Annotated in this window: 22 protein-coding genes and 1 pseudogene; 15 read left to right on the top strand and 8 right to left on the bottom strand. The window is 37.7% G+C overall.

Features of this window, described 5'->3' with window-relative positions:
- The first annotated feature begins 14 nt into the window (after positions 1-14).
- The 5 genes from hisB to hisIE are packed head-to-tail and all read left to right on the top strand — an operon-like array spanning position 15 to position 3,788.
- The gene (gene hisB / locus GWJ01_RS11015) at positions 15-1,082 is read left to right on the top strand and encodes a bifunctional histidinol-phosphatase/imidazoleglycerol-phosphate dehydratase HisB (RefSeq protein WP_161711088.1); all 1,068 of its coding nucleotides are present in this window, start codon (positions 15-17) and stop codon (positions 1,080-1,082) included.
- Positions 1,082-1,672, top strand: a complete 591-nt coding sequence (gene hisH / locus GWJ01_RS11010) for an imidazole glycerol phosphate synthase subunit HisH (protein ID WP_109402603.1) — start codon at positions 1,082-1,084, stop codon at positions 1,670-1,672. The genes hisB and hisH overlap by 1 nt, the downstream gene beginning before the upstream one ends.
- 6 nt (positions 1,673-1,678) lie before the next feature.
- The gene (gene hisA, locus GWJ01_RS11005; protein WP_161711087.1) at positions 1,679-2,416 is read left to right on the top strand and encodes a 1-(5-phosphoribosyl)-5-[(5-phosphoribosylamino)methylideneamino]imidazole-4-carboxamide isomerase; all 738 of its coding nucleotides are present in this window, start codon (positions 1,679-1,681) and stop codon (positions 2,414-2,416) included.
- Positions 2,398-3,171, top strand: a complete 774-nt coding sequence (gene hisF, locus GWJ01_RS11000; RefSeq protein ID WP_075672521.1) for an imidazole glycerol phosphate synthase subunit HisF — start codon at positions 2,398-2,400, stop codon at positions 3,169-3,171. Before hisA ends, hisF begins: the two co-directional genes overlap by 19 nt.
- The gene (gene hisIE, locus GWJ01_RS10995; RefSeq protein ID WP_098943783.1) at positions 3,171-3,788 is read left to right on the top strand and encodes a bifunctional phosphoribosyl-AMP cyclohydrolase/phosphoribosyl-ATP diphosphatase HisIE; all 618 of its coding nucleotides are present in this window, start codon (positions 3,171-3,173) and stop codon (positions 3,786-3,788) included. Before hisF ends, hisIE begins: the two co-directional genes overlap by 1 nt.
- Before the next feature lie 145 nt (positions 3,789-3,933).
- On the opposite strand, the gene yiaY is transcribed toward hisIE, so the two are convergent.
- On the bottom strand, positions 3,934-5,085 hold the full coding sequence (yiaY, locus tag GWJ01_RS10990; RefSeq protein ID WP_109393515.1) for an L-threonine dehydrogenase: 1,152 nt from the start codon (positions 5,083-5,085) through the stop codon (positions 3,934-3,936).
- A gap of 313 nt (positions 5,086-5,398) precedes the next feature.
- Between yiaY and GWJ01_RS10985 the strand changes: the two genes are divergently transcribed.
- Complete coding sequence (locus GWJ01_RS10985) at positions 5,399-5,896, top strand: YbaK/prolyl-tRNA synthetase associated domain-containing protein (protein WP_109393514.1); 498 nt, start codon at positions 5,399-5,401, stop codon at positions 5,894-5,896.
- A 902-nt stretch (positions 5,897-6,798) separates the two neighbouring features.
- Positions 6,799-8,151 (top strand): dicarboxylate/amino acid:cation symporter, encoded by a 1,353-nt coding sequence (locus tag GWJ01_RS10980; RefSeq protein WP_196714939.1) that lies wholly within the window; start codon positions 6,799-6,801, stop codon positions 8,149-8,151.
- Positions 8,152-8,716: 565 nt separating this feature from the next.
- On the opposite strand, the gene nfsB is transcribed toward GWJ01_RS10980, so the two are convergent.
- Positions 8,717-9,370, bottom strand: coding sequence for an oxygen-insensitive NAD(P)H nitroreductase (gene nfsB, locus GWJ01_RS10975; RefSeq protein ID WP_109393512.1), 654 nt, complete (start codon positions 9,368-9,370; stop codon positions 8,717-8,719).
- Positions 9,371-9,469: 99 nt separating this feature from the next.
- Between nfsB and GWJ01_RS10970 the strand changes: the two genes are divergently transcribed.
- A complete protein-coding gene (locus GWJ01_RS10970) occupies positions 9,470-9,838 on the top strand; it encodes a winged helix-turn-helix transcriptional regulator (RefSeq protein WP_075672530.1) in 369 nt (122 codons plus the stop codon).
- A 29-nt stretch (positions 9,839-9,867) separates the two neighbouring features.
- Positions 9,868-9,963, top strand: a pseudogene (locus GWJ01_RS18855) (fimbrial protein); the annotation flags it as partial.
- Between the two features lie 93 nt (positions 9,964-10,056).
- On the opposite strand, the gene gndA reads toward GWJ01_RS18855, so the two are convergent.
- On the bottom strand, positions 10,057-11,463 hold the full coding sequence (gene gndA / locus GWJ01_RS10965; RefSeq protein ID WP_109393511.1) for an NADP-dependent phosphogluconate dehydrogenase: 1,407 nt from the start codon (positions 11,461-11,463) through the stop codon (positions 10,057-10,059).
- A gap of 244 nt (positions 11,464-11,707) precedes the next feature.
- On the opposite strand from gndA, the gene GWJ01_RS10960 reads away from it, so the two are divergent.
- Together GWJ01_RS10960 and GWJ01_RS10955 are read left to right on the top strand one after the other, a co-directional pair.
- Positions 11,708-13,288, top strand: coding sequence for a TerC family protein (locus tag GWJ01_RS10960; protein ID WP_109393510.1), 1,581 nt, complete (start codon positions 11,708-11,710; stop codon positions 13,286-13,288).
- 76 nt (positions 13,289-13,364) lie between these two features.
- Entirely contained in the window at positions 13,365-13,664 is a 300-nt protein-coding gene (locus tag GWJ01_RS10955) for a hypothetical protein (protein WP_161711086.1), read from the top strand.
- Positions 13,665-13,775: 111 nt separating this feature from the next.
- Here GWJ01_RS10955 and dcuC read toward each other — a convergent pair whose 3' ends face one another.
- From dcuC to apbC, 5 genes are all read right to left on the bottom strand, one after another.
- The gene (gene dcuC / locus GWJ01_RS10950) at positions 13,776-15,137 is read right to left on the bottom strand and encodes an anaerobic C4-dicarboxylate transporter DcuC (protein WP_069367549.1); all 1,362 of its coding nucleotides are present in this window, start codon (positions 15,135-15,137) and stop codon (positions 13,776-13,778) included.
- A 275-nt stretch (positions 15,138-15,412) separates the two neighbouring features.
- Positions 15,413-17,347 (bottom strand): outer membrane assembly protein AsmA, encoded by a 1,935-nt coding sequence (gene asmA / locus GWJ01_RS10945; protein ID WP_161711085.1) that lies wholly within the window; start codon positions 17,345-17,347, stop codon positions 15,413-15,415.
- Positions 17,348-17,394: 47 nt separating this feature from the next.
- Positions 17,395-17,976 (bottom strand): dCTP deaminase, encoded by a 582-nt coding sequence (gene dcd / locus GWJ01_RS10940; RefSeq protein WP_075672535.1) that lies wholly within the window; start codon positions 17,974-17,976, stop codon positions 17,395-17,397.
- A 67-nt stretch (positions 17,977-18,043) separates the two neighbouring features.
- On the bottom strand, positions 18,044-18,685 hold the full coding sequence (gene udk / locus GWJ01_RS10935; protein WP_109393506.1) for a uridine kinase: 642 nt from the start codon (positions 18,683-18,685) through the stop codon (positions 18,044-18,046).
- Between the two features lie 220 nt (positions 18,686-18,905).
- Positions 18,906-20,018 (bottom strand): iron-sulfur cluster carrier protein ApbC, encoded by a 1,113-nt coding sequence (apbC, locus tag GWJ01_RS10930; RefSeq protein ID WP_075672537.1) that lies wholly within the window; start codon positions 20,016-20,018, stop codon positions 18,906-18,908.
- Positions 20,019-20,222: 204 nt separating this feature from the next.
- Here apbC and metG point away from each other — a divergent pair, with 204 nt between their 5' ends.
- The 4 genes from metG to cdd form a co-directional block, all read left to right on the top strand.
- Complete coding sequence (gene metG / locus GWJ01_RS10925; protein WP_075672538.1) at positions 20,223-22,250, top strand: methionine--tRNA ligase; 2,028 nt, start codon at positions 20,223-20,225, stop codon at positions 22,248-22,250.
- Between the two features lie 134 nt (positions 22,251-22,384).
- Positions 22,385-22,858 (top strand): CidA/LrgA family protein, encoded by a 474-nt coding sequence (locus GWJ01_RS10920; RefSeq protein ID WP_075672539.1) that lies wholly within the window; start codon positions 22,385-22,387, stop codon positions 22,856-22,858.
- Positions 22,852-23,553 carry a CidB/LrgB family autolysis modulator gene (locus GWJ01_RS10915; protein WP_171455281.1) on the top strand — a complete coding sequence of 234 codons (702 nt, stop codon included), beginning with the start codon at positions 22,852-22,854 and terminating at the stop codon, positions 23,551-23,553. Before GWJ01_RS10920 ends, GWJ01_RS10915 begins: the two co-directional genes overlap by 7 nt.
- Before the next feature lie 543 nt (positions 23,554-24,096).
- Positions 24,097-24,825: cytidine deaminase (gene cdd, locus GWJ01_RS10910; RefSeq protein ID WP_161711084.1), on the top strand; the 729-nt coding region annotated here is incomplete at its 3' end.

The raw sequence follows: 24,825 nt of genomic DNA, 5'->3' as shown, positions 1-24,825 counted from the left end.
GAGGGATCTCAACCATGAGCCAAAAAATTCTTTTTATTGACCGTGATGGTACTTTAATCACTGAGCCACCAACAGATTACCAAGTTGATAGACTTGATAAACTCGCCTTTGAAAATGGCGTGATCCCCGCACTTACTGCTCTGCAAAAAGCGGGTTATAAACTCATTATGGTCACAAATCAGGACGGATTAGGCACAGAAAGTTTTCCTCAAGCAGATTTCGATCCGCCTCATAATTTAATGATGCAAATTTTTTCATCTCAAGGGATCTCATTTGATGATGTTTTAATTTGTCCTCATAAACCTGAAGACAACTGCCCTTGTCGCAAACCAGAAACAGGGCTTGTCACCCAGTATTTAGTTGATGGCGCACTAGATAAAAATAATAGCTATGTCATTGGCGATAGACAAACTGATATTCAGTTAGCTGAAAATATAGGTATCAAAGGCCTGCTTTATAATGCCAATGAGCTCAATTGGGCTGTTATCACAGAGCAGCTAACGAAAAAAGATCGCTATGCCAAAGTTGAGCGAAAAACTAAAGAAACACAAATTGCGATCGATGTTTGGCTTGATCGTGAAGGTGATAGCCAGATCAGCACTGGTGTCGGTTTCTTTGATCACATGCTTGATCAAATTGCCACACACGGTGGCTTTCGTATGAACATCAACGTTAAAGGTGACTTAGTTATTGATGATCACCATACGGTGGAAGACACTGGCCTTGCTTTGGGTGAAGCATTACGTGAAGCATTAGGTGATAAACGAGGTATTGCTCGTTTCGGTTTTACATTACCAATGGATGAATGTCTTGCAAGTTGTGCGTTAGATATTTCTGGTCGTCCACATCTTGAATACAAAGCCGAATTTAAATATCAACGTGTCGGTGATTTAAGTACAGAGATGATTGAACACTTTTTCCGTTCACTCTCTTACACCATGGGATGCACATTACACCTGAAATCGAAAGGCAAAAACGATCACCATAAAGCTGAAAGCTTATTTAAAGTCTTTGGCCGTACATTACGCCAAGCCATTCGTGTCGAAGGCAATACATTACCAAGTTCAAAAGGTGTTCTGTGATGAAAGTGGTTATTCTTGATACGGGTTGTGCCAATTTAGCCTCTGTCGCTTACGCCGTTAAGCGACTTGGCTATGATCCAATTATTTCCTATGAAAAAAATATTGTGTTATCTGCGGATAAACTCTTTTTACCCGGTGTAGGAACAGCTAAAGCCGCGATGGAACAACTCAAAGCACGCGAGCTAATTCCTTTAATTAAAGCGTTAACTCAACCTGTTTTAGGGATCTGTTTGGGTATGCAAATTTTAGCCTCACTAAGTGAAGAAGGAAAAGGTATTCCTTTATTAGGTTTAGTTGATGGCACCATAGATAAGCTTGATACGGCAGGATTACCATTACCTCATATGGGTTGGAACCAAGTGTTAGCAAAACCAGGACATCCTCTTTTTCGTGATCTGGGTGATGATGCTTGGTTCTATTTTGTTCATAGCTACGCTTTAGCACTCAATGAATCAACGATTGCTGAAACTGAATACGGCTCGCGTTTTAGTAGTGCAATTCAAAAAGATAATTTTTATGGAGTGCAATTTCACCCAGAGCGTTCAGGAAAAGCTGGTGCTCAACTTATCAAGAACTTTTTGGAGATGTAACCCGTTATGATTATTCCAGCATTAGATTTAATTGATGGAAAAGTAGTTCGTTTACATCAGGGTGATTATGCAAAACAGCGTGATTATGATGATAATCCACTGACTCGCTACCAACAATATGAGAAAGATGGCGCAAAATTACTTCACTTAGTGGATTTAACAGGTGCAAAAGATCCTTCAGCTCGCCAAATTCCGTTGTTAAAAGAGCTTGTTGCTTGTGTCACTGTTCCAGTACAAGTGGGTGGTGGCATTCGCACAGAAGATGATGTGAAATCACTACTCGATGCTGGGGCAAGTCGAGTTGTTATTGGCTCAACCGCAGTCAGCCAACCTGAAATGGTAAAAACATGGTTTAAGCATTATGGTGCAGATGCCATTGTGTTAGCCCTCGATGTTCGTATTGATAAACAAGGTAAAAAATGGGTAGCCGTGAGTGGCTGGCAAGAGAACTCCCCCTATACTCTTGAAGAGATCATCGAACTTTATCAAAGTGTCGGATTAAAACATGTGTTGTGTACCGATATCTCTCGTGATGGCACATTAGCCGGTTCTAATGTCGAACTGTATAAAGAAATTAGCCAACGTTTTCCCGATATTTTATTCCAAGCATCGGGCGGTATTGGTGATTTACAAGATATCGCAGCTCTTCCAGCATCAGGTGTTGCTGGTATTATTGTTGGTAGAGCATTATTAGAAGGTAAATTTACATTAAAAGAGGCGATATCATGTTGGCAAAACGCATAATTCCTTGTCTTGATGTCCGAGATGGACAAGTTGTTAAAGGTGTTCAATTTCGTAATCATGAAATCATTGGTGATATTGTTCCTCTCGCTGAACGCTATGCTAAAGAAGGTGCGGATGAACTGGTATTTTATGATATTACAGCATCTTCTGATGGTCGTGTTGTTGATAAAAGCTGGGTATCGCGTGTCGCTGAAGTGATTGATATTCCTTTTTGTGTTGCTGGTGGTATTCGCTCTGTTGAAGATGCAGGGAAAATTCTCTCATTTGGTGCAGATAAAATTTCAATTAACTCCCCTGCACTTTCCGATCCTTCACTGATATCTCGTTTAGCAGATCGCTACGGTGTGCAGTGTGTTGTTGTGGGTATTGACACTTGGTTTGATGAAAAAACCGGTGAATATTTAGTTTATCAATTCACTGGCGATGAAAAACGAACACAACAAACGCACTGGAAAACCCTCGATTGGGTACGTGAAGTTCAGAAGCTAGGCGCGGGTGAAATTGTTTTAAATATGATGAACCAAGACGGCGTGAGACAAGGTTATGACCTAAAACAACTTGCTCTAGTACGCCAAGTTGCAGATGTTCCTATTATCGCATCAGGGGGAGCTGGCGAAATGTCACACTTTCTTGATGCATTTAAACTAGCCAATGTTGATGGCGCTCTTGCAGCCTCTGTTTTTCATAAACAAATAATTAATATCAACGAATTAAAACAGTATCTTGCAAAGAATGACGTTAAGGTAAGAATATAATGAATAATGAAACATTAGCGCAATTAGATTGGGAAAAAGTCGATAACCTCATGCCTGTGGTTATCCAAAATGCCATTTCAGGCGATGTATTAATGCTAGGTTATATGAATAAAGAAGCATTAAATGTCACCCTAGAAAGTGGAAATGTTACCTTCTATTCACGTACTAAACAGCGTTTATGGACAAAAGGTGAAACCTCAGGCAACTTCCTAAAGTTAGTCAATATTTATCCTGACTGTGATAACGATACTTTACTTATTTTAGCTAATCCTATCGGCCCTACTTGCCATAACGGCACTGAAAGTTGTTTTGCCCCAGCACAAAGCCAATGGGGATTTCTCTATGAACTTGAGAATTTATTACGTGACCGCAAAAATGCCTCACCAGATAGCTCTTATACTGCCCGCCTTTATGCCAGTGGTACAAAACGTATAGCCCAAAAAGTGGGAGAAGAAGGTGTAGAAACCGCGTTAGCTGCCACTGTTAATGACCGAGAAGAGCTAAAGAATGAAGCCTCAGATTTGCTCTATCACTTAATGGTGCTATTACAAGATCAATCACTATCACTCTCTGATGTAATAGGTTGCCTGCAAGAGCGCCATAAAAAAGCCGAATAATTTCCAGTTAATCAACATCCTCTAGAGCTACCAGACGAAAAAGCGATACATAAAAAAAAAGCACCTCATGAGAAATTCGGAGGTGCTTTTATTACGCAGTAAGACATAAAATAACAAGTATCTGTTATTATTTATTTCTTAAGCATTACATTGCTTGGCGGAATAACTCTATAACATCACTTTCAGAACCCTGAACTGGGTTAGTGATTGCACAAGCATCTTTCAACGCATTTTCAGCTAATGTTTTGAAGTCATCTTCTTTCACGCCTAATTCTTTCAGGCCTGCAGGAATACCGACATCTTTAGCCATTTTGCGAATTTCTTCGATACACGCTTTAGCACCTTGCTCATCGCTCATTGCAGAAACATCAACACCCATTGCTTGTGCGATATCTTTTAAACGACCTGCGGCTGCTTGAATGTTATAAGCTTGAACATGAGGTAATAAAACCGCATTACACACACCATGAGGTAAGTTATAGAAACCACCTAATTGGTGAGCCATAGCATGCACATAACCTAAAGAAGCATTATTAAATGCCATACCTGCTAAGAACTGAGCGTAAGCCATGTTTTCACGAGCTTGTGCATCACCGCCATTATCAACAACTTTACGTAAAGATTCGCTGATCATAGTGACTGCTTTTAATGCACACGCATCAGTAATTGGGTTTGCAGCAATTGAAACATACGCTTCAACCGCATGAGTTAATGCATCCATACCTGTTGCAGCGGTTAAACCTTTTGGCATACCAATCATTAATTCTGAATCATTTACAGATAAGAGTGGTGTAACGTTTTTATCAACGATAGCCATTTTGATATGACGCGCAGTATCTGTGATGATACAAAAACGTGTCATTTCTGATGCTGTACCTGCTGTGGTATTAATAGAAATAAGTGGTAATTGAGGTTTTTCAGAGCGGTCAACACCTTCATAATCCGCAATTTTTCCACCGTTAGAAGCGACTAACGCAATGCCCTTTGCGCAGTCATGTGGAGAACCACCACCTAAAGAAATTACACAATCACATTGATTTTCTTTCAGCAGAGCTAAACCCGCTTCTACGTTTTCAACAGTAGGGTTTGGTGCAGTTCCGTCATAAGTTACGCTAGAAATACCAGCTTCTGTCAGTAACTTACTGACTTTATCAACAACACCCAGTTGATTTAAAATGCTATCAGTGACGATCAACGCTTTATGAAAACCGAAGTCTTTCATTGAACTTACAGCATCAGCAAGGCAACCAGCACCAATTTTATTTACAGAAGGGATATAGAATGTTGAAACTGCCATTATTGACTTCCTTTTTAGTAATTAAATCTACGTTTTAATATGTTCTATTCTTTTTGTTCTTAAATTGATCATCATCAAAATAATGAATAAATATCAATTTGTTTATCATGTTAGTACAGGTAATTAAATAAAGAAGTCCAATTACCCTATTAATTCAATAGGATAATACTATTAACATATTATCATTTGTAACAAAATAATTTGAAAAGCTTATCAAAATAATCAAAACCAGCCGTGAACATCACAGCAGAATATTTTTTTTAAAGTCGTATAATGACCCTAAATAAATAACTTATTAAATCAGGAGTCATTGATGTCTTTGACTATTTTTGAGCAACTTACTACTTTATTAGATAACAACCACGCTACTTATCGTGTAATGGAACACCCTACCGCAGGTCGTTCTGAGGAAGTTGCAAAAATCAGAGGAACACAATTAGGACAGGGAGCAAAAGGACTTGTTTGCCATATAAAAGGTAACGGTATTAAACAACATGTTCTTGCAATATTACCCGCCGATAAACAAGCCGATCTATCAAAACTTGCTCACCAAATTGGTGGAACAAGGGCATCTCTAGCAAGCCCTAAAGAAGTGGATGATCTTACTCAATGCGTATTTGGTGCCATCCCTCCTTTTAGTTTCCACCCTTCATTAAAACTTGTGGCTGACCCTCTACTTTTTGAACGTTTTGATGAACTTGCTTTTAATGCGGGTACATTAGAGCGCTCAATTATTCTTAATACGCAAGATTACAAACGTATTGCACAACCTGAATTAATCTCTTTTATCCGAGATGAAGAAAACGAGTAATAAAAGAGCTCATTTATTATTCACAATTACCCTGACCATAAATTTAACTAAGGGTAATTGTTATCATGGCAGTTATTATTATGTTTTTTTCTTATTGATTCTCCTCTGCTTACTCCTATAATTTATCGAATTCATAGATGAGAAATAAGGTTTTGAATAAATTAAAAGAGCTAATAACAAACCAATATTCTCTAAAACTTTTCTTTTTTTAAATATTAGTTCGTGAGTTCTATCATAATAATTGTTAGTAGTATTGTTCTTTTTTATCTTGTTGTTGTACCACTTATTCAAATCGAAGTACTTTCTTTATATATCGCTATTTATTTTGTTGCATTTGCTTTAACAATAAAAATTCTGTTTTCTGCGATTATGGTACTTCGTTTTTATCTTAGTGAGAGATACTTCAGAATTTCCCTCGATACTCACCTTTATTATTGTTCTTTCTGAATGCTTATTTGTTTGTTGGCTAGAGTTTGTTTATATTGAGGAGTTTATCAGTGGTTCATTTTTCCCGTAACAACAAATGTAATAAAAACAAGTAATTGTACCCCCCCCTCTCCCGACCTCTTCTTATCCATATTTTTTTACATTTAAATCATTTTATTCACCAAAAAACAAAGCTAAAAACACATAATTTTAAAGAAATATAATGAATTAAAACAAATCATAATTTCATTAACCTATTGATTTAAGAAAAATAAATTTCACAAATAACGATAAATTGAAATTAAATCTAATTTTTTAGATGAAGAGCACAATATTTGATAAAATCAACTTTATTTTATTGACCTGATTTACGCATACCTTTAAGTTACCTATCACAACAAAATAAATGTAAATAATAATTTACATCATAATTTCTTTTTTATTTAGTCAATATCTTTCAGTTACAGGGAATTTTTATGCAGACTTCATCCCGCAAGCTCCCCTTTTATCGTGTGTTATATATCCAAGTTATTATTGCTATCATTTTCGGTATTCTATTAGGACATTTTTACCCTGATATTGGTGAGTCATTCAAACCTTTGGGTGATGGATTTATCAAAATAGTAAAAATGATCATCGCACCTGTTATCTTTCTAACCGTAGTGACAGGCATTGCTGGTATGAGCAATATGAAAGCCGTTGGAAAAGTAGCGGGTAAATCGATGATTTACTTTCTCACATTTTCTACGATTGCGCTCATCATTGGATTAATCACTGCCAATGTTATTCGTCCTGGTGATGGTTTAAATATCTCACCTGAATCATTAGATAGTAGCCGAGTAGAAATGTATGTCACACAGGCACATAACTCTTCTCTTATTGATTTTTTCATGAATATCATCCCTGATACCATCGTTAGCCCACTAGTAAACGGTAATATCTTACAAGTGCTGTTTGTTTCTGTGGTTTTTGGTTTGGCGTTGGCGTCAATAGGCTCACGAGGCGAACCTGTATTAAAATTCTTACAGCACCTTTGTGAACCCGTCTTTAAGATGGTTGGTATGCTAATGAAATTAGCACCAATTGGTGCCTTTGGCGCAATGGCTTTTACAATAGGCAAATATGGTATTTCTTCCATTGGCAATTTAATGTTGTTGGTAATTACTTTTTATTTAACAGCATTACTTTTTGTGTTAGTGGTTTTGGGTGCGGTTGCTAAATATAATGGCTTTTCTATCCTCTCTTTAATTAAGTACATAAAAGATGAGCTCTGGCTTGTATTAGGTACTTCTTCATCTGAAGCAGCATTACCCACATTAATGAGTAAAATGGAGCAACTTGGCTGTAAAAAATCAGTCGTCGGCTTAGTTATTCCTACTGGTTATTCCTTTAATTTAGATGGTACTAATATTTATATGACTATGGCAGCCCTGTTTATTGCGCAAGCAACGGGCGTGGATTTGTCATTAACTGAACAAATTACATTACTCTTTGTTGCCATGATTAGCTCAAAAGGCGCGGCAGGTGTGACTGGTGCTGGTTTTATTACTTTAGCGGCGACCTTATCGGTTGTGCCTAGCGTTCCCGTTGCAGGTATGGCGCTAATCCTTGGTATCGACCGTTTTATGTCAGAATGTCGTGCATTAACCAATCTTGTCGGTAATGCTTGCGCCTGTATTGTTGTTGCTCGTTGGGAAAATGCCTTAGATAAAGAGAGAATGAATGATGTTTTTAGTGGGAATATATCCAAAGAGGCTCACTTAGATAGTGATTTTACATCAGATAAAATAAATGAAAAAACACATTATATAAAAGCATCTGAACAATAGTTTTTATATTTCGCAATAAAAAACAAATAAAAAGAGAGTATTTAAGCACTCTCTTTTTATTAAATAATCGCCGTATACTTTTCCAATGATTTGACTGTCATAGGTAAACTTTGTCGTAATAGAGATTCAAAATATTACTGTATATTCATTGTTGGCTTTTTCATATTTTTTCTTTGGGTAAAACTAATCCATCAATAAGCTCTTCATAACCATTTATCATTGCACTTGGTATTGCTTTATCCATTAGCGTAGCAATATGTTCTATTTGTTTTGATGTTAAGTCAGGTCTATTATTAAAAGATTACGTTGCCATTCATTATGAATAGTTTCAGTCTATTGTGGTTGATAGAGTTCTGCTATCCCTAAACGTATTAATAAACCTCGTAATAATGATGGATATAAAACACATGCATCTAATATGACAGGATAAGGAGAATGATTCATTAATATAATTCTAAATAGATATTACTGAGCTTATTAAACAACGATAATCATTAACTAAAATAAAAGCTATAATGAAAAAACCTCACTTAATAAAGTGAGGTTTAAATCAAAAACTTAAAATCTAAATATCTGTGATAATTTCACTTTGTGGCAATCTTGATTTTGGCAAATTGTAGTTGAAATCATCTTCTTCTCTATAACCTAATGCAACTATTGTCACAGCATGAAGACCTTTATTATTTAAAGAAAATGTTGAATCTATTTTTGATAAATCAAAGCCTTCCATTGGAAGAGCATCTATTCCTAACATTGCGGCACCTAGTAATAGTGATCCCATATTTAAATAAACCTGTTTCTCTATCCAATGAGATAAATCACCAAGTTGTTTTTCATGTAGATTAACAAAAAATGATCTTGCGAGATTATTTTGCTCTTTAAATTCGGCTTCAGGATATCGTCCTGCTTGATCTTCTAATTCAAGCAAATGAGAGAGATATTCTTCAGATAACGTATTTCTTGCACACATAACCACAACATGTGAAGCACTTAATATTTTCTCTTTATTGAACTCATACCCCCCTTCTGTTGAGCCAGCAATTTTCTGCTTAGCATCATCAGTTTTCGCGATGATAAAATGCCATGGTTGAGTGTTCACACTTGATGGGCTTAGTTGTAATAATGCTTTAATTTGTTCTAATTCTTGCTCAGGGATCACTTTGTTTTTATCAAAATGTTTTGTCGCATAACGTGTTTTCAATATCTTTAATAAATTCATTTATTACACCTATTCCAAAGTAAGACACTTGTATCGGGTACATTTTAATTATAATTTACTATCTGGCAAGTACGTACAATTTATGTATATAGGATACAAATGGATACTGTAAAAAAGAATAGATATAACGACTACACCTATGATGGATGCCCTGTTGAAGCGTCTTTAGAGCTAATGGGAGGTAAAGGAAAAGGTATGATCCTTTACCATTTACAGGGAAAAATACTGCGATTTAATGAACTAAAAAGAAAACTTATTTCAATAACACCTCGAATGCTGACTAAACAGTTACGTGAACTTGAATCTGATGGGCTTATTGAGCGCAAAGTGTATGCTGAGATTCCGCCCAAAGTTGAATATAAACTCAGTGAAGATGGAGAATCACTCTCTCACGTTTTAGCGGCACTACAAAGCTGGGGAGAAGAAAGAGCAATACCTCTATTAGAAAGATCTGCCAATAGAAAATGATATGTGAAGATTGAGGTCGACACTTTTTAGCTACCTTACCTTATACCATTCAATATTATGCAACAAGCACAACAACTGCTGGTAAAGTTAATAGTAGTGTTGTTTATACCCTGCAATATAAATAATTGGATATTTATTTTCATTAAATAAAAAAGGTACTCAATTTGAGCACCTTTTCTTTGTTATATTTTAATTATATAACCTAATATTAAATATATTTATTCCATCCACTCAGTATGGAATACGCCATCTTTATCAGTACGTTTATAAGTATGCGCACCAAAATAGTCACGTTGAGCTTGGATTAAGTTTGCTGGTAACACTTCTGCACGATAGCTATCGTAGTAAGAAATAGCTGCAGAGAATGTTGGAGTAGGAATACCTGCTTGTACACCATAACAAACAACATCACGTAAAGCTTGTTGGTAATCATCAGCGATTTGTTTGAAGTATGGTGCTAACAGCAGATTTGCAATGCTTGCATCTTCGTTATAAGCATCTGTAATTTTTTGCAGGAATTGAGCACGAATGATACAACCCGCACGGAAAATCTTCGCGATTTCACCGTAGTTTAAATCCCAGTTATATTCGTCTGATGCTGCTTTCAGTTGTTGGAAACCTTGAGCATAAGAAACGATTTTACCTAAATACAGTGCACGACGAACATTTTCAATAAAGGCTTTTTTATCACCAGAAAATGCTTTAGGTGTTGGCCCTGATAATACTTTAGATGCCGCAACACGTTGATCTTTTAATGAAGAGATATAACGCGCAAAGACAGATTCAGTGATAAGTGTAACTGGCACACCTAAATCTAAAGAACTTTGGCTTGTCCATTTACCTGTACCTTTGTTTGCTGCTTCATCAAGAATAACATCAACAAGGTATTTACCCTCTTCATCTTTTTTACGGAAGATATCAGCAGTGATTTCAATCAGGTAGCTACTTAATTCACCTTTATTCCACTCGGTAAAGGTTTCTGCTAATTCTTCATTAGTTAGACCTAAAGAGTGTTTTAATACTGAATACGCTTCTGCAATCAGTTGCATATCGCCATATTCGATACCGTTGTGAACCATTTTCACATAGTGACCCGCGCCATCAGCACCGATATAAGTCACACAAGGTTCGCCTTCAGCAACCGCCGCAATTTTTTCAAGGATTGGAGCTACTAATTCATAAGCTTCTTTTTGTCCACCAGGCATAATTGAAGGGCCTTTTAATGCGCCTTCTTCACCACCAGAAACACCTGTACCAATGAAGTTAAAACCTTGTGCTGATAATTCACGATTACGACGAATGGTATCTTTAAAGAAAGTATTTCCGCCATCAATAAGGATATCGCCTTTATCTAAATGCGGTGTCAATGCAGCAATTGTTTTATCCGTTGCTTCACCCGCTTTTACCATTAATAAAATACGGCGCGGTTTTTCTAACGAATCAACAAACTCTTCAATAGAATAATTCGGAACCAGTTTTTTACCTGGATTTTCAGCGATAACTTCGTTGGTTTTATCGCTTGAGCGGTTGTAAATGGATACAGAATAACCACGGCTTTCAATATTTAGCGCAAGGTTACGTCCCATAACTGCCATACCAACCACGCCGATTTGCTGTTTTGACATGAAAATAACTCCCGTCTGAAAATAAACCTGCCAGTATCACTGTACTGACAATGTGTTAACCTGATCACATAGTAACGCACTCTCATCATTGGTGGTAGTTATTGATGCAATCGATATCGCACTCTTTCACGTAAAATGAAATTATTGCCTTTATATTAATAATAAATTATTGAAAAATTCCTGCAAATTGCTCATTATTCCCTTGTCGGCATATGCCGTCTTTATAGAAGGTAAAACAAACTGTATGGAATGGATCTTGGATCCGACGATTTGGGTAGGACTCTCCACCCTAATTGTTCTCGAAATCGTACTTGGTATTGATAACCTTGTTTTTATTGCTATTCTGGCAGATAAACTTCCAGCAAAACTAAGAGATAAAGCGCGTATAACCGGGCTATTATGTGCCTTAATTATGCGTGTCGTGTTGTTATTTAGTCTCTCTTGGCTTATCACTCTGACAAAACCTCTTGTTACACTGTTTGATCATCCTTTCAGTGCAAGAGACTTAATTATGCTTCTCGGAGGGATATTCTTGTTGTTCAAGGCCACCATGGAGCTTAATGAACGGCTAGAAGGTAAAGACCATAATGAGGGAAAACAACGTAAAACAACTAGCTTTTGGTCTGTTGTTGCCCAAATTATCGTGCTGGATGCAGTATTCTCGCTTGACTCAGTAATAACTGCTGTGGGTATGGTTGATCATTTAGGCGTTATGATTGCAGCTGTTACTATCGCAATGCTCTTGATGATCCTGGCAAGTAAACCTTTAACAAACTTCGTCAATAACCACCCAACCATTGTTATTTTGTGTTTAAGTTTCTTACTGATGATTGGTTTTGCATTAGTTGCCGAAGGCTTTGGTTACGCCATTCCAAAAGGTTACCTATATGCAGCGATTGGCTTCTCTATCATGATAGAAGTCTTTAATCAGTTAGCACAATTTAACCGTCGTCGTTTCTTATCAGCTTCTCGTTCTTTACGTGAACGAACAGCAGAAGCGGTGTTACGTATTATTAATGGTAAGCCTGAATCATCCGAATTAGATCATCACACATCTGATTTAGTCTCTGATGCTGAAGAGGTGTTTGATCCCCAAGAACGTCAAATGATTGTGCGTGTGCTTGGTTTAAGTCAACGTAATGTGAACAGTATAATGACTTCTCGTCATGATGTTGAATATGTAGACTTAAATTCAACACAAGATGATATCCGCCAATTATTGGAAAAGGATCCTCACTCTCGCCTAGTGATTACGGATGAACAACACAGTGATGAACCTGTTGGGGTTGTTAATGTGATCCAACTGTTAAACCAACAGTTACGTAATGAACCACTAGACTTACGTTTACTGGTCACACAACCGCTGATTTTCCCTGAAGGTTTATCCTTGCTGCAAGCGTTAGAGCAATTCCGAAGTGCGCATACTCACTTTGCTTTTGTCGTAGATGAATTTGGTTCAGTAGAAGGGATCGTGACACTAACTGACGTTATGGAGACCATCGCGGGTAACTTACCAGTCAGTTCTGAAGAAAACGATTCACGTCACGACTTGGTTCAAAATGAAGATGGTTCATGGACAGTTAACGGCTTTACACCACTTGAAGACTTAGTGCTTTATATTCCAATCAAATTGGATGAAAAACGTGAGTATGAAACCTTAGCCGGCTTATTAATGGAACATTTACAACGTGTTCCAACTGTTGGTGAAAAGATCCTTATTGATGGCATTGAATTTGAGCCGTTAGAAGTGAACAACCATCGAATTAATAAAGTTCGAATTGTAGAACCAACACCTGAAGACGAAGAAAACGTTGACGAAGCATAATCCCTGTCAAATAGCAAAATATCCGCCTTTAAGGCGGATATTTTTTATCTGGAGATAGTGTCTACTGGAAAATAATATGCATACCAATGTCTGGATTAAAATCGTCTGGTTAACCTCTGCTGAAGGGGGAAGACAATCACCACCGCCTTTAGCTGGTTTTTATTATCCAACGACTCAACTGCCTTATGAACCAAATAGCTGGAGTCTTAACATTAAACTCACTCACACAAAACAAGAGTCTGAGCATTGGATAAGTGAGGGCACTATGCAGTTTTTAGTTGAATATGCCCCTCATCATTTATTAAAAGAATTAGAAAAATTTGAAATATATGAAGGTCCTAAAAAAGTCGCAAATGCCTTTATTCAGTTTAAATAATTATTTTTATACGGCTTTTCTTAAGCTAATAAAAAACGGGCTTTGTTCAATTACAAAGCCCGCCAATAAAATTTAAAACAATAAATTTAGATTAATTTCATAAGTTAATAATTAACCCAATGTACTTGGTACAAGAATTTCAGTAGCAACAATAACAATAACAAGACCTACTAAAACAGGTACAGAAACACGTTTCATCACTTCGAAAGGTGAAATTTTTGCCATACCCGATACCGCAACCACAACACCAGAAACAGGTGATAATGTACGGCCTAAGTTTGAAGCTTGTAACATTGGAATCGTTAAATAAGCTGGGTTAACACCCATGTTGCTTGCTAGACGAGGAATTAATTCAACAAATGCATAGAATGGTGCGTTACCAGAGCCTGTGGTCATTGCTGCTAGCATGGTAATTAATACCAATGCAATCATCATCACAATCGCACCTGAACCTAATGACTGAGCACCTTCAATTAATGCATTAATAAAGCCAACCGTTGTTAAACCTTGAGCAAATACCCCTGCTGCGACTAATAACATAACAACTTGAGCAAATGCATCTGCCATACCGCGGTAAGCAACTTCTAAACCTTCAAAAACTTGTTTTGCACTAAAGCTGCGAATAAATTCGATAATAGCCGCTAAAATCATACAGATGATAATAATGGCAACGATATGAAGCTCTGGTAGCCATTTACCATCAAAAACGAGAACACCAATGATTGGCGTAAAAGGTAAAATCGCATAGAAACTTGGTGCGTGAGTTTTGATTTCATTCACGTCTAACATTTCAGTTTCAATGTGCTCTTTGCGGTCAAGGTAACGTTGCCAGAAGAAGTGCGCAATGCACATACCAATAATTGCAGCAATAGAGATAGGCAATGTGGTTTTAAATGCGAAATCAATCAACGGCATTTGAGACGCTTCAGCGGCTAAAATAACATCACCTGATGTTGGCGCTAAAATAATAGAGGCTGGAGACGCACAAATTGCAGCAGCTGCACCGCGACTAATTCCCATATTCACCATAACAGGGAATAGAGTTGCCATTAACAACACCCCTAAACCTGTTGCTGATGAAACAGCCAGTGACATCAAACATGCAACAATGTAAGCCGCAACCATCAGAAGATATGGTGAGTTAATCATTTTTAGTGGGCGTGATGCTAATTTAACAACAACATCATTAGCACCGATGTGTGTCATATAAGAAGCAAAACCACAAAGTATCATGATCATCATGCCTAAATCGCCACCACGGCTCATTAGTAGATTTTTCACATACTCAACAATATCGATTAAGCCGTAGCCTGTTGCAGTTGCACTTGCAGGTAAAACAGCCCTTCCCATAATAACGCTGATGATCAGTAATAACAGACCACCCGTCATTAAAACACCAGTTGGTGAATAGCCTTTTACAATATAACGTCCAACACCTACAGCAACGAAGGCGCCGATAAGAATTTCAATCATTTATTTATCCTGTCTAAAGTAGTCATTTATCAAATGAAGTTTTTTATTTTTATCATCATTTTTGCGTTTAGTGCGATTGACACACTCTGCCCAAAGGCAACGTTGCAGTGTATGACATATATCAAAAAAAACGACTATTTTTTTACATATACATAGCACGAATGCTTACTTTTCATTCAAAATATAAATTAAATGATAGATATAAAGCAAAAAGCACACAATTATCAAAATAGTGTGCTTTTATTAGGAGTGTGATGAAGTTAAAAGTCGTGAAATTAAATTTTCTTCAATAACTGATTAAGTGCTTTTACTTCTGGGCTTTCAGCATCTTGCTTATTTAGCCAATTATCGATGGCTTGTTTCGCTTTTTGCTGTAATTGATCGCGCAATAATTTTTCGACATTGAGCTCATATTGCACCTCATTCCAATCCCCATAAAGCCTTAATGGAATATCAACTTTAGCCAGTTGGCGAATAAATTCATTTTCTTTACCCCACCCTTTTTTAATATTAACCAATAGTGTTACATCAAGATCATGACGTTGAAGGTTAACTTTACCCTGCCCTTTAATTTGATAAGCATCAGCTTGAGCATCAAGAGAATTAACCGTCAATTGTCCTTTTGGGGTTAATTTAAATTGGGCAATCACATTATCTGCTTGTGTGTAACTCTCGATATCTTCAGGATAAATTACTTTATCTGTCGCTTGAGCGACTGATTGCTGAATAACCTGCGGAACATTTAATCCTTGCATTTTAAATTGGCTAACAGATGTATTGAGCGTACCTTGCCAATAATTATAAAAGGCTTTTCGGTTATATCCCGCACCTTCTAAATTCCCTTTTGCCGAAATTAATCCACTGAAATTTTCAGGTTGATTAAACACACGCAATAGCGGTTGTAATGGAATATTGTTCATTGTGACATCCATGCTGATATGTGCTGGCACAATGCTTGTAGAGATAACTGCTGGAAGTGAGAAGTCACCTTGAAGGACATGTCCTGTTAAGGTTTGAATATTCAGCGACTTAGGATTATTTAAAGCATCAAGTTTAAAATTATTAATCTCTAAATCTTTATAAAGAAGCTTATTCAGTGCTAATTTCAGCGTAAACTCAATATCGCCCCAATGCGTTAAATCATATTCTTTATTTTCAATAGTAACTGAAGTAATAACCGGCTTTGCCATAATTGTGGCATTTGGTGCTGGCGCTGCATGTGCAATATTAAATAATGAAAACGATGATGGCGTCTGATTATCTTTAGGGGACAATAATGCGGTTTCCGTTGTTTTAGTCGCAGCTAACTCTGGTAACAACGTATTTAAATTTAATTGTTCACCTTTTAAATCAACTTGATAACGTGTTTTACCTGCAAATTCCGCACTGATATTACCTTGCAGTTGGCTGTCATTAGCAGTGAGATTTAAGTTATCAAGTGAAATTTTTCTCACACCTTCATTTTGGATCGTAAAATCTGAAGTTAAACTTCCTGTTATGCCATTTTCAGGGATCCCTATTCCTGATAAAGCATAATCTAACTGTGTGATATTACCTGCAATTTGGTAAGGATAACTGTTCATATCCGCATTAGCGGCAACATTTAGGGTGATCTCACGACGGTCACGATTCACTTTCGTGCTCATCTCAAGACTAACTTGTTTTTTCTCGTCTGTTTTCAACGATAAATTAATATCGCGTAAATTAAGCTGTTCACCGTCTTTCATTTGCCAAATAATTAAGCTGTCTGAAATTTTTACTTTGGCGATATTCAATTGCCAATTATTGGCTCTAGGTTCGATTACTGGGTGAGAAATATCTCGAGGAGTAGAAGGCGGTGATATTTTAGGAATAGCTTTGCTTTCCGGTGTTTGGCGAACAACGGCACCTTTAAGCATGACTTCTTTTACTTCAAGTTGATGAGAAAGTAGCGGTAATAACTCAACATCAAGACGCATATTATCGGCTGTAACTAAAGGCATTTCAGCACCAGGTGCTGTCAATGACATTTTACCACTAATAATGCTTAACTTTGGCCATACATGCCAACGCATATCATCTTGTAATGTGAGTTTATAACCGCTTTGTTTTTCGACCCTTTCAACAAGGTATCCGCGGAAATCATTGGGGTTAATGAGTAAAACTAACGCTGTTAAGCCTGCCAAAATAACCACAAGCAAAATAGCCAGTGTTGTCAGAAACCTTTTCATACAATTACCCGCTTAGTGAAATATGATAATAATGATTATAAAGATAGTTAATCTTCACTAATCCGACTACCAACTGCACCTTGTTGATTTTTATATTTTGCATCTTGACGACGATTATAAGGTCTATCAGCAGAACCAGACATAGGCTCAAAGCTTAATGCACCAATAACCATACCCGGTCTTAATGCGAGAGGGAGTTTACCTGAATTGAAAAACTCTAATACGATTTGTCCATGCCAGCCTGGATCAATACGATGAGCGGTAACATGCACCATTAAACCTAAACGAGCTAATGATGAGCGTCCATCTAACCACCCCACCACATTATCAGGTAATGTGACTGATTCAAGTGTCACAGCTAACGCTAATTCACCAGGATGTAAGAAGAATGCCTCACCTTCAGGTAAAACAATTTCATCACTCATCACACGCTCTAGCGCTGCATTTACTTCTGCCTTAGGACCACTTAAATCAATATAAGCTGCAGTATGACCTTGGAAAACACGAAATTGATTTCCTAAGCAAACATCTGCTGTTGCGCCGTTAATTCGCTCGATGGGCGGGCGGGGTTCAATGACTAATTTACCTTCATCCAGCCACTGAATAATATCACGGTCGCATAATCGCATTTTATTTCCTTCTTCAAATTAAACAGGCAGTTTCATCATGCATGAAAGCTGCCCACAAATGAATCTATTATTCGCAGAACTGACCAATTTTTGCTTTCAGAATATCAATCGCAACACGGTTTTTACCCCCTCTAGGGACAATAATATCGGCATATTGTTTAGAAGGTTCAATAAACTGGAAGAACATAGGACGAACGGTTTTATTATATTGTTCAATGACTGAGTCTAAGCTACGTCCACGTTCATTCACATCACGTTTAATTCTACGCATTAAGCAAATATCTAATGGCGTATCAACAAAGATAGAGAAATCCATCTCTTCACGCAGGCGTTTATCTGTTAATAACAAGATGCCTTCAATGATAATAACTTTTTTGGGTTGAAAAGAAATGGATTCTGCTTTGCGAGTGTGAGCAACGTAGTCATATTGAGGGAGTTCGATGTTTTTTCCTGCTTTGAGTTCACACAAATGCTGATATAAAAGTGCGTGATCCATCGAATTTGGGTGGTCATAATTGACCTTATATCGTTCTTCCATCGTTAAATCACTTTGGTCACGATAATAACAATCTTCTGGTATCACACCGATATTATGATCACCTACTTGTGCTCTTAATTCGCGGTAAAGTGTACTTGCAATAAGACTCTTACCCGAAGCAGAAGCTCCAGCGATACCTACAATTGTGCACTGATGTGCTGTGTCAGCCATAATCAAAAACCTGGTTTGAAATAAAAAGAGGGATAACGTAATAATATGTAAATATTACGCTAGCGCAGATTATAGTTTTGAAATCACTCTGGTTCCAGCGTAAAACCAGAAATCTATTTGTTTTTTATCAAAAACAGTCGGAAATCACATGTAAAAAATGGAAAGCCAAATGACTCTCCATTTAAATCAGCAAATAATTCAATGTATTATTGAACAGCAATTACACTGCGCGGAAAGAAATTTCCGTTGGGATTGCATCTCCATCCCAATACATTTGAGCAGAAACTGTTGATGCGATTTCGCGATAAATATCAGCAAACTCGCCTTCAGGATCACGCATCACTGTTGGTTGTCCGCGGTCTAAGTCTTCACGTAAAGAGATATGAAGAGGAACTTGACCTAATAATTCGCAATGATACTTCTCAGCCAATTTCGCCGCACCACCAGTACCAAAGATAGGTTCAAGGTGACCACAGTTGCTACAAATATGTGCGCTCATGTTTTCAATAATACCTAATACAGGCACATTGACTTTCTTAAACATGACAATCCCTTTCATCGCATCCACCAGCGCAATATCTTGTGGTGTTGTTACTACAACAGCAGCAGTTACTGGGATATTTTGAGATAAGGTTAATTGAATATCACCTGTTCCCGGTGGCATATCGATAACCAGATAATCCAAGTCAGGCCACAGCGTATCTTGGAGCATTTGCATTAATGCTTTACTCGCCATAGGACCACGCCATACCATCGCATTATCATCAGTGACTAAATAACCGATAGAGTTAGACGCTAAACCATAAGCCATAATCGGCGCCATATGTTGTCCATCAGGAGACGTTGGACGCTCCATTGTGGTACCCAACATATTAGGAATAGACGGGCCGTAAATATCAGCATCAAGAATACCTACTTTAGCGCCTTCTTGTGCAAGTGCTAATGCAAGGTTCACTGCTGTACTTGATTTACCTACGCCACCTTTACCAGAGCTCACTGCAAGAATATTACGAACACCATTAACACCAGGCAGATCATTTGCGCGACGTAAGGTTGAAATATTGTGCTTGAGTTTCCATTCAATGGCTTTTGCGCCAGTGATGTTGCGAAGTTCAGCTGTTTTTTCTTCGATTAGGACTTGGAAAGGTTTTTTCCAAACAAACGGCATCACTAATTCGATATGAAGAACATCGTCAATCATCGCACATTGATGTAGTGCTTTTAGAGAAAGCAGATTACGTTTCAATGTCGGGTGTTCAAAAGTAGACAAGACACCTGAAACTTTTTCGTTCAGAATCTCAGGGGTGGTCTGCTCGGGGGATTTATCACTCATCCCGGCTCCTCTCGTTTTCATTATTTATTAAATATATGAGTGTATCTATCATATCAGATAGTAGATGACTACGATAATGCCTTACCTCAATTTGCCAACTGAAATTTCTCTTGCAAAAACTCGATTATTGCCCTAGCGACATCATGATGGATCGGTTACCATCAAAGTCCCTTTTATTAATTTTATGGAAGTAAGATCCTTACTATGTCTCACGTCGCGAATAAATTATTGGTAACCTGCGCGTTACCTTATGCTAACGGTTCAATTCATCTCGGTCATATCCTTGAGCACATTCAGGCAGATATCTGGGTCCGTTATCAACGAATGCGCGGCAAAGAAGTTCATTTCATCTGCGCTGACGATGCCCACGGCACCCCAATTATGCTGAAAGCTCAACAATTGGGCATAACTCCAGAAGCCATGATTGAAGAAATGAGCAAAGAGCATCAGCAGGATTTTGCAGGCTTCAATATCAGTTATGACAATTATCACTCTACACACAGTGAAGAGAGTCGCCAATTATCGACTAAAATTTATCTTGCACTGAAAAAGAATGGTCACATCAAAAGCAAAACAATTTCTCAGCTTTATGATGAAGAAAAAGGCATGTTCTTGCCTGACCGTTTTGTAAAAGGCACTTGCCCTAAATGTAAAGCGCAAGACCAATATGGTGATAACTGTGAAGTTTGTGGCTCAACTTACAGCCCAACAGAATTAATTAATCCACGCTCTGTCGTATCAGGTTCAACGCCTGTAATGCGCGAAACAGAACACTATTTCTTCGACTTACCTGCATTTAGCAACATGTTACAAGCGTGGATACGCTCTGGTGCACTGCAAGAACAAGTTGCGAATAAGATGCAAGAATGGTTCGACAGTGGTTTACAACAGTGGGATATCACTCGTGACGCGCCTTATTTCGGTTTCGAAATTCCAGATGCACCGGGTAAATATTTCTATGTATGGCTAGATGCACCGATTGGCTACATGAGTTCATTCTTAAACTTATGTGAAAAACGTGGTGATTTAAGTTTTGATGAATTTTGGAATAAAGACAGCAAAGCTGACCTTTATCACTTTATTGGTAAAGATATCGTCTATTTCCACAGCTTATTCTGGCCTGCAATGTTAGAAGGTAGCGAATATCGCAAACCAACAAACTTGTTTGTTCATGGTTATGTCACAGTAAATGGTGCGAAGATGTCAAAATCTCGTGGCACCTTTATTACTGCTCGCGCTTATCTTGATCATTTTGATGCGGATTGCCTACGTTATTACTATGCTGCAAAACTTTCATCACGCATTGACGATATTGACCTAAACTTAGAAGACTTTGTTCAACGTGTAAACAGTGACATCGTTAATAAAGTAGTGAACCTTGCATCGCGTACAGCAGGTTTTATCAGCAAGCGTTTTGATGGCAAATTAGCTGATTCTTTAGATGATGCTAAACTTTATCAACACTTTGTTGATATGAAAGAAACTATCGCACAATCATTTGAAAATCGTGAGTTTGGTAAAGCCATTCGTGAAATTATGGCATTAGCTGACGAAGCTAACCGTTATATCGATGAAAAAGCCCCTTGGGTAGTGGCAAAACAAGAAGGTCAAGATACTCAGTTACAAGCAATCTGTACTATGGGAATTAACTTATTCCGTGTATTGATGACGTATCTGAAACCTGTATTACCTTCACTGACAGAACGTTCAGAAGCCTTTTTACAAACCCAATTAACATGGGATGCACTTGATCAACCACTGTTAGGCCAAGAAATCACTAAATTCAAAGCGTTGTTTAACCGTATTGAAATGGATAAAGCTAACGCAATGGTTGAAGCATCAAAAAGTACCATTGCTCCAGTAAAAGAAGTAACGGGGCCATTGGCTGATGCACCTATTCAAGAAACCATCAAATTTGATGATTTTGCGAAAATCGATATGCGTATCGCTGAAATTAAACAAGCAGACTTTGTTGAAGGCTCAGACAAACTACTGAAATTAATTTTGGACTTAGGTGGCGAAACTCGCCAAGTATTCTCAGGTATTCGTACTGCATACCCAGATCCTAAAGTGTTAGAAGGTCGCTTAACGGTAATGGTAGCAAACTTAGCACCTCGTAAAATGCGTTTTGGTATTTCAGAAGGCATGGTAATGGCAGCAGGCCCTGGCGATAAAGATATTTTCTTACTCAGTCCAGATTCTGGTGCAAAACCGGGTCAACAAGTGAAATAACAACCAAGATTCATTTGCCAAATAAATATATGGCGGGGTTCTATTAGAGCCCCGCTCTTTTTTTATTGTGATCCATAGCACACTTTCAAAATCGGTGTATGATAATTCTGTTAGTTGATTTGGGACACTTACTTATGAAATCTAAACGGGCACGATTGCAGATTACACTTTGGCATTATCTACGATCTTTTTTGGTACTTTATCTTTGTCTTTTTGCTGGTAATCTTATTTCAGCTCTTCTACCCTTCGCGGTTCCAGGTAGTATTATTGGGTTACTGATCCTTTTTGGTTTACTTGCTTTCCAGCTTATTCCTTTGCGTTGGGTTAAACCTGGCGCCAATATCCTGCTGAAAAATATGTCATTGCTCTTTATCCCTATCGGGGTAGCCGTAATGAATTATTATGATTTACTTAGCCAGCAACTTTTCCCTATCGTTTTAGCCTGTATAGTCAGTACGTTTGGGGTTATGGCACTGGTTGCTTACTGTTCACATTATGTTCATCGTGAGCGTATTATCGTAGGTTCAAAACCAGATCTAGTTGAAGATATTATTGAAACAAAAGAAAAAGATGATGATAAAGCATTAAGTGAGAAGAAAAAATGTTAGTGTTAACGAATATATGGTGGTCACTTCCTTTAACCATAATTATCTTTTATTTATCACGTAAACTTGCTGCTCGTTATAAATTACCTATATTGAACCCTTTACTTATTGGTATTGCGGTTATTATTCCTATCTTATTAATTACACATACTCCTTACGAACACTATTTTGCAGGTAGCCGTATTTTAAATGATTTATTACAACCTGCCGTTGTTGCTTTAGCTATTCCGCTTTATCAGCAATTACACCAAATTCGCGCACAATGGAAATCACTAATAAGTATTTGCTTTATTGGTAGTGTTGCAGCCATGGTCAGTGGTACTGCGATTGCCTTATGGGCAGGAGCAACTCCCGAAATTGCCGCATCAGTCTTACCTAAATCAGTCACAACACCTATCGCAATGGCAGTTGCAGACTCCATAGGTGGTATTCCTGCAATCAGTGCTGCATGTGTTATTGCAGTAGGTATTTTAGGTGCCATTTTTGGTCACACTCTATTCAAGATCTTGCGAATTCCAACTCACGCCTCTCGGGGATTAGCGATGGGAACCGTTTCGCATGCAGTAGGAACAGCAAGAGCGGCAGAAGTGGATTATATCGAAGGTGCTTATAGTTCATTGGCATTAATGACATGCGGGATTATTACCTCTTTACTTGCTCCGTTTATCTTCCCTATTATTTTGCATCTTTATAGTTAACCTCATTTCCAGTGGTAAAACAAAAACCTTCGCCTAATTAAGACGAAGGTTTTTTTATGCCTATTCAGAAATTAATAAAGATACTTCGGTTAGTTCACCTTTTCTAAGTTTCAATGCCATATTAATCATTGATGTAAAATGTGCATTTTTCACTATTTCAGTATCAACTAAGACTTTAGAAGCAAACCAACTTGCAATCTCACTCCAATCATAAGGGGGGTTCCTGTAACCCGCAAATAAAGTGTTGGAGATTTTCCATTAATTCATTCGCTATTTACAAGAAATAAACGTTTATTTTATAAGTACGGCATTAATAGATTTGGATTAGCGAGTTATCACAGAAGTGTTCAATTAAAATTTCATTCCCTTTGGAGATTTTTCATCTCACTATTTTTGAGAAAAATGCTATAAATTTGAGATACATCTCTCAATTAATGAATTTGTTGCAATTGTTTCATTGAAAATATGATTTTCATCACATATAAGAATGAGTAAAGATGCCTAGAATCTTATAATACAGAAAGATTAATGGGAGACTCATGTATGCATACTCGTTTTCAGGCAGTTTGGTCAGATTTATCCCCTCAGTTACAACAAGCACTTGCTCCTTATCTTGAGCAGGATGAATTCCCTGCAATGTTTACAGCAGAGCAGGTCAATGCCATAAAAACACAGTTACAATGTAATGATGATGCCTTAGCCCTCGCACTTTTACCAGTCGCGGCTGCTTGTGCAGTGACACCGATATCTCATTTTAATGTTGGTGCTATTGCTCGTGGTGAAAGTGGTAATCTCTACTTTGGTGCCAACATGGAATTTGCAGGTGCCCCACTACAACAAACTGTTCACGCAGAACAAAGTGCTGTGACTCATGCGTGGTTACAAGGTGAATCTCGCTTGATCTCCGTTACCGTTAACTATACACCTTGTGGTCACTGTCGCCAGTTTATGAACGAATTGAACAGTGGCACCCATATTCAAATTCAGTTACCGGGAAGAAAAATGGCAACATTAGGTGATTATTTACCTGATAGCTTTGGCCCGAAAGATCTCAATATCACCTCTTTATTAATGGACAAAGTTAATCACGGTTACAAAATTGATAACCCTAGTGAATTAGCACAGCAAGCGCTACAAGCCACGAATCGTAGCCATGCTCCTTATAGTGAGTCGCACAGTGGTATTGCTGTTCAAATGAAAAATGGCAAAATATTCCAAGGTAGTTACGCAGAAAATGCCGCATTCAACCCAAGTTTACCGCCACTACAAGCC

It is taken from the genome of Proteus sp. G2618, from assembly GCF_009915995.1.
GTDB lineage: Bacteria > Pseudomonadota > Gammaproteobacteria > Enterobacterales > Enterobacteriaceae > Proteus > Proteus terrae.
Note: the sequence above shows the minus strand (reverse complement) of the source record. Positions and strands in the feature narration are given on the sequence as shown.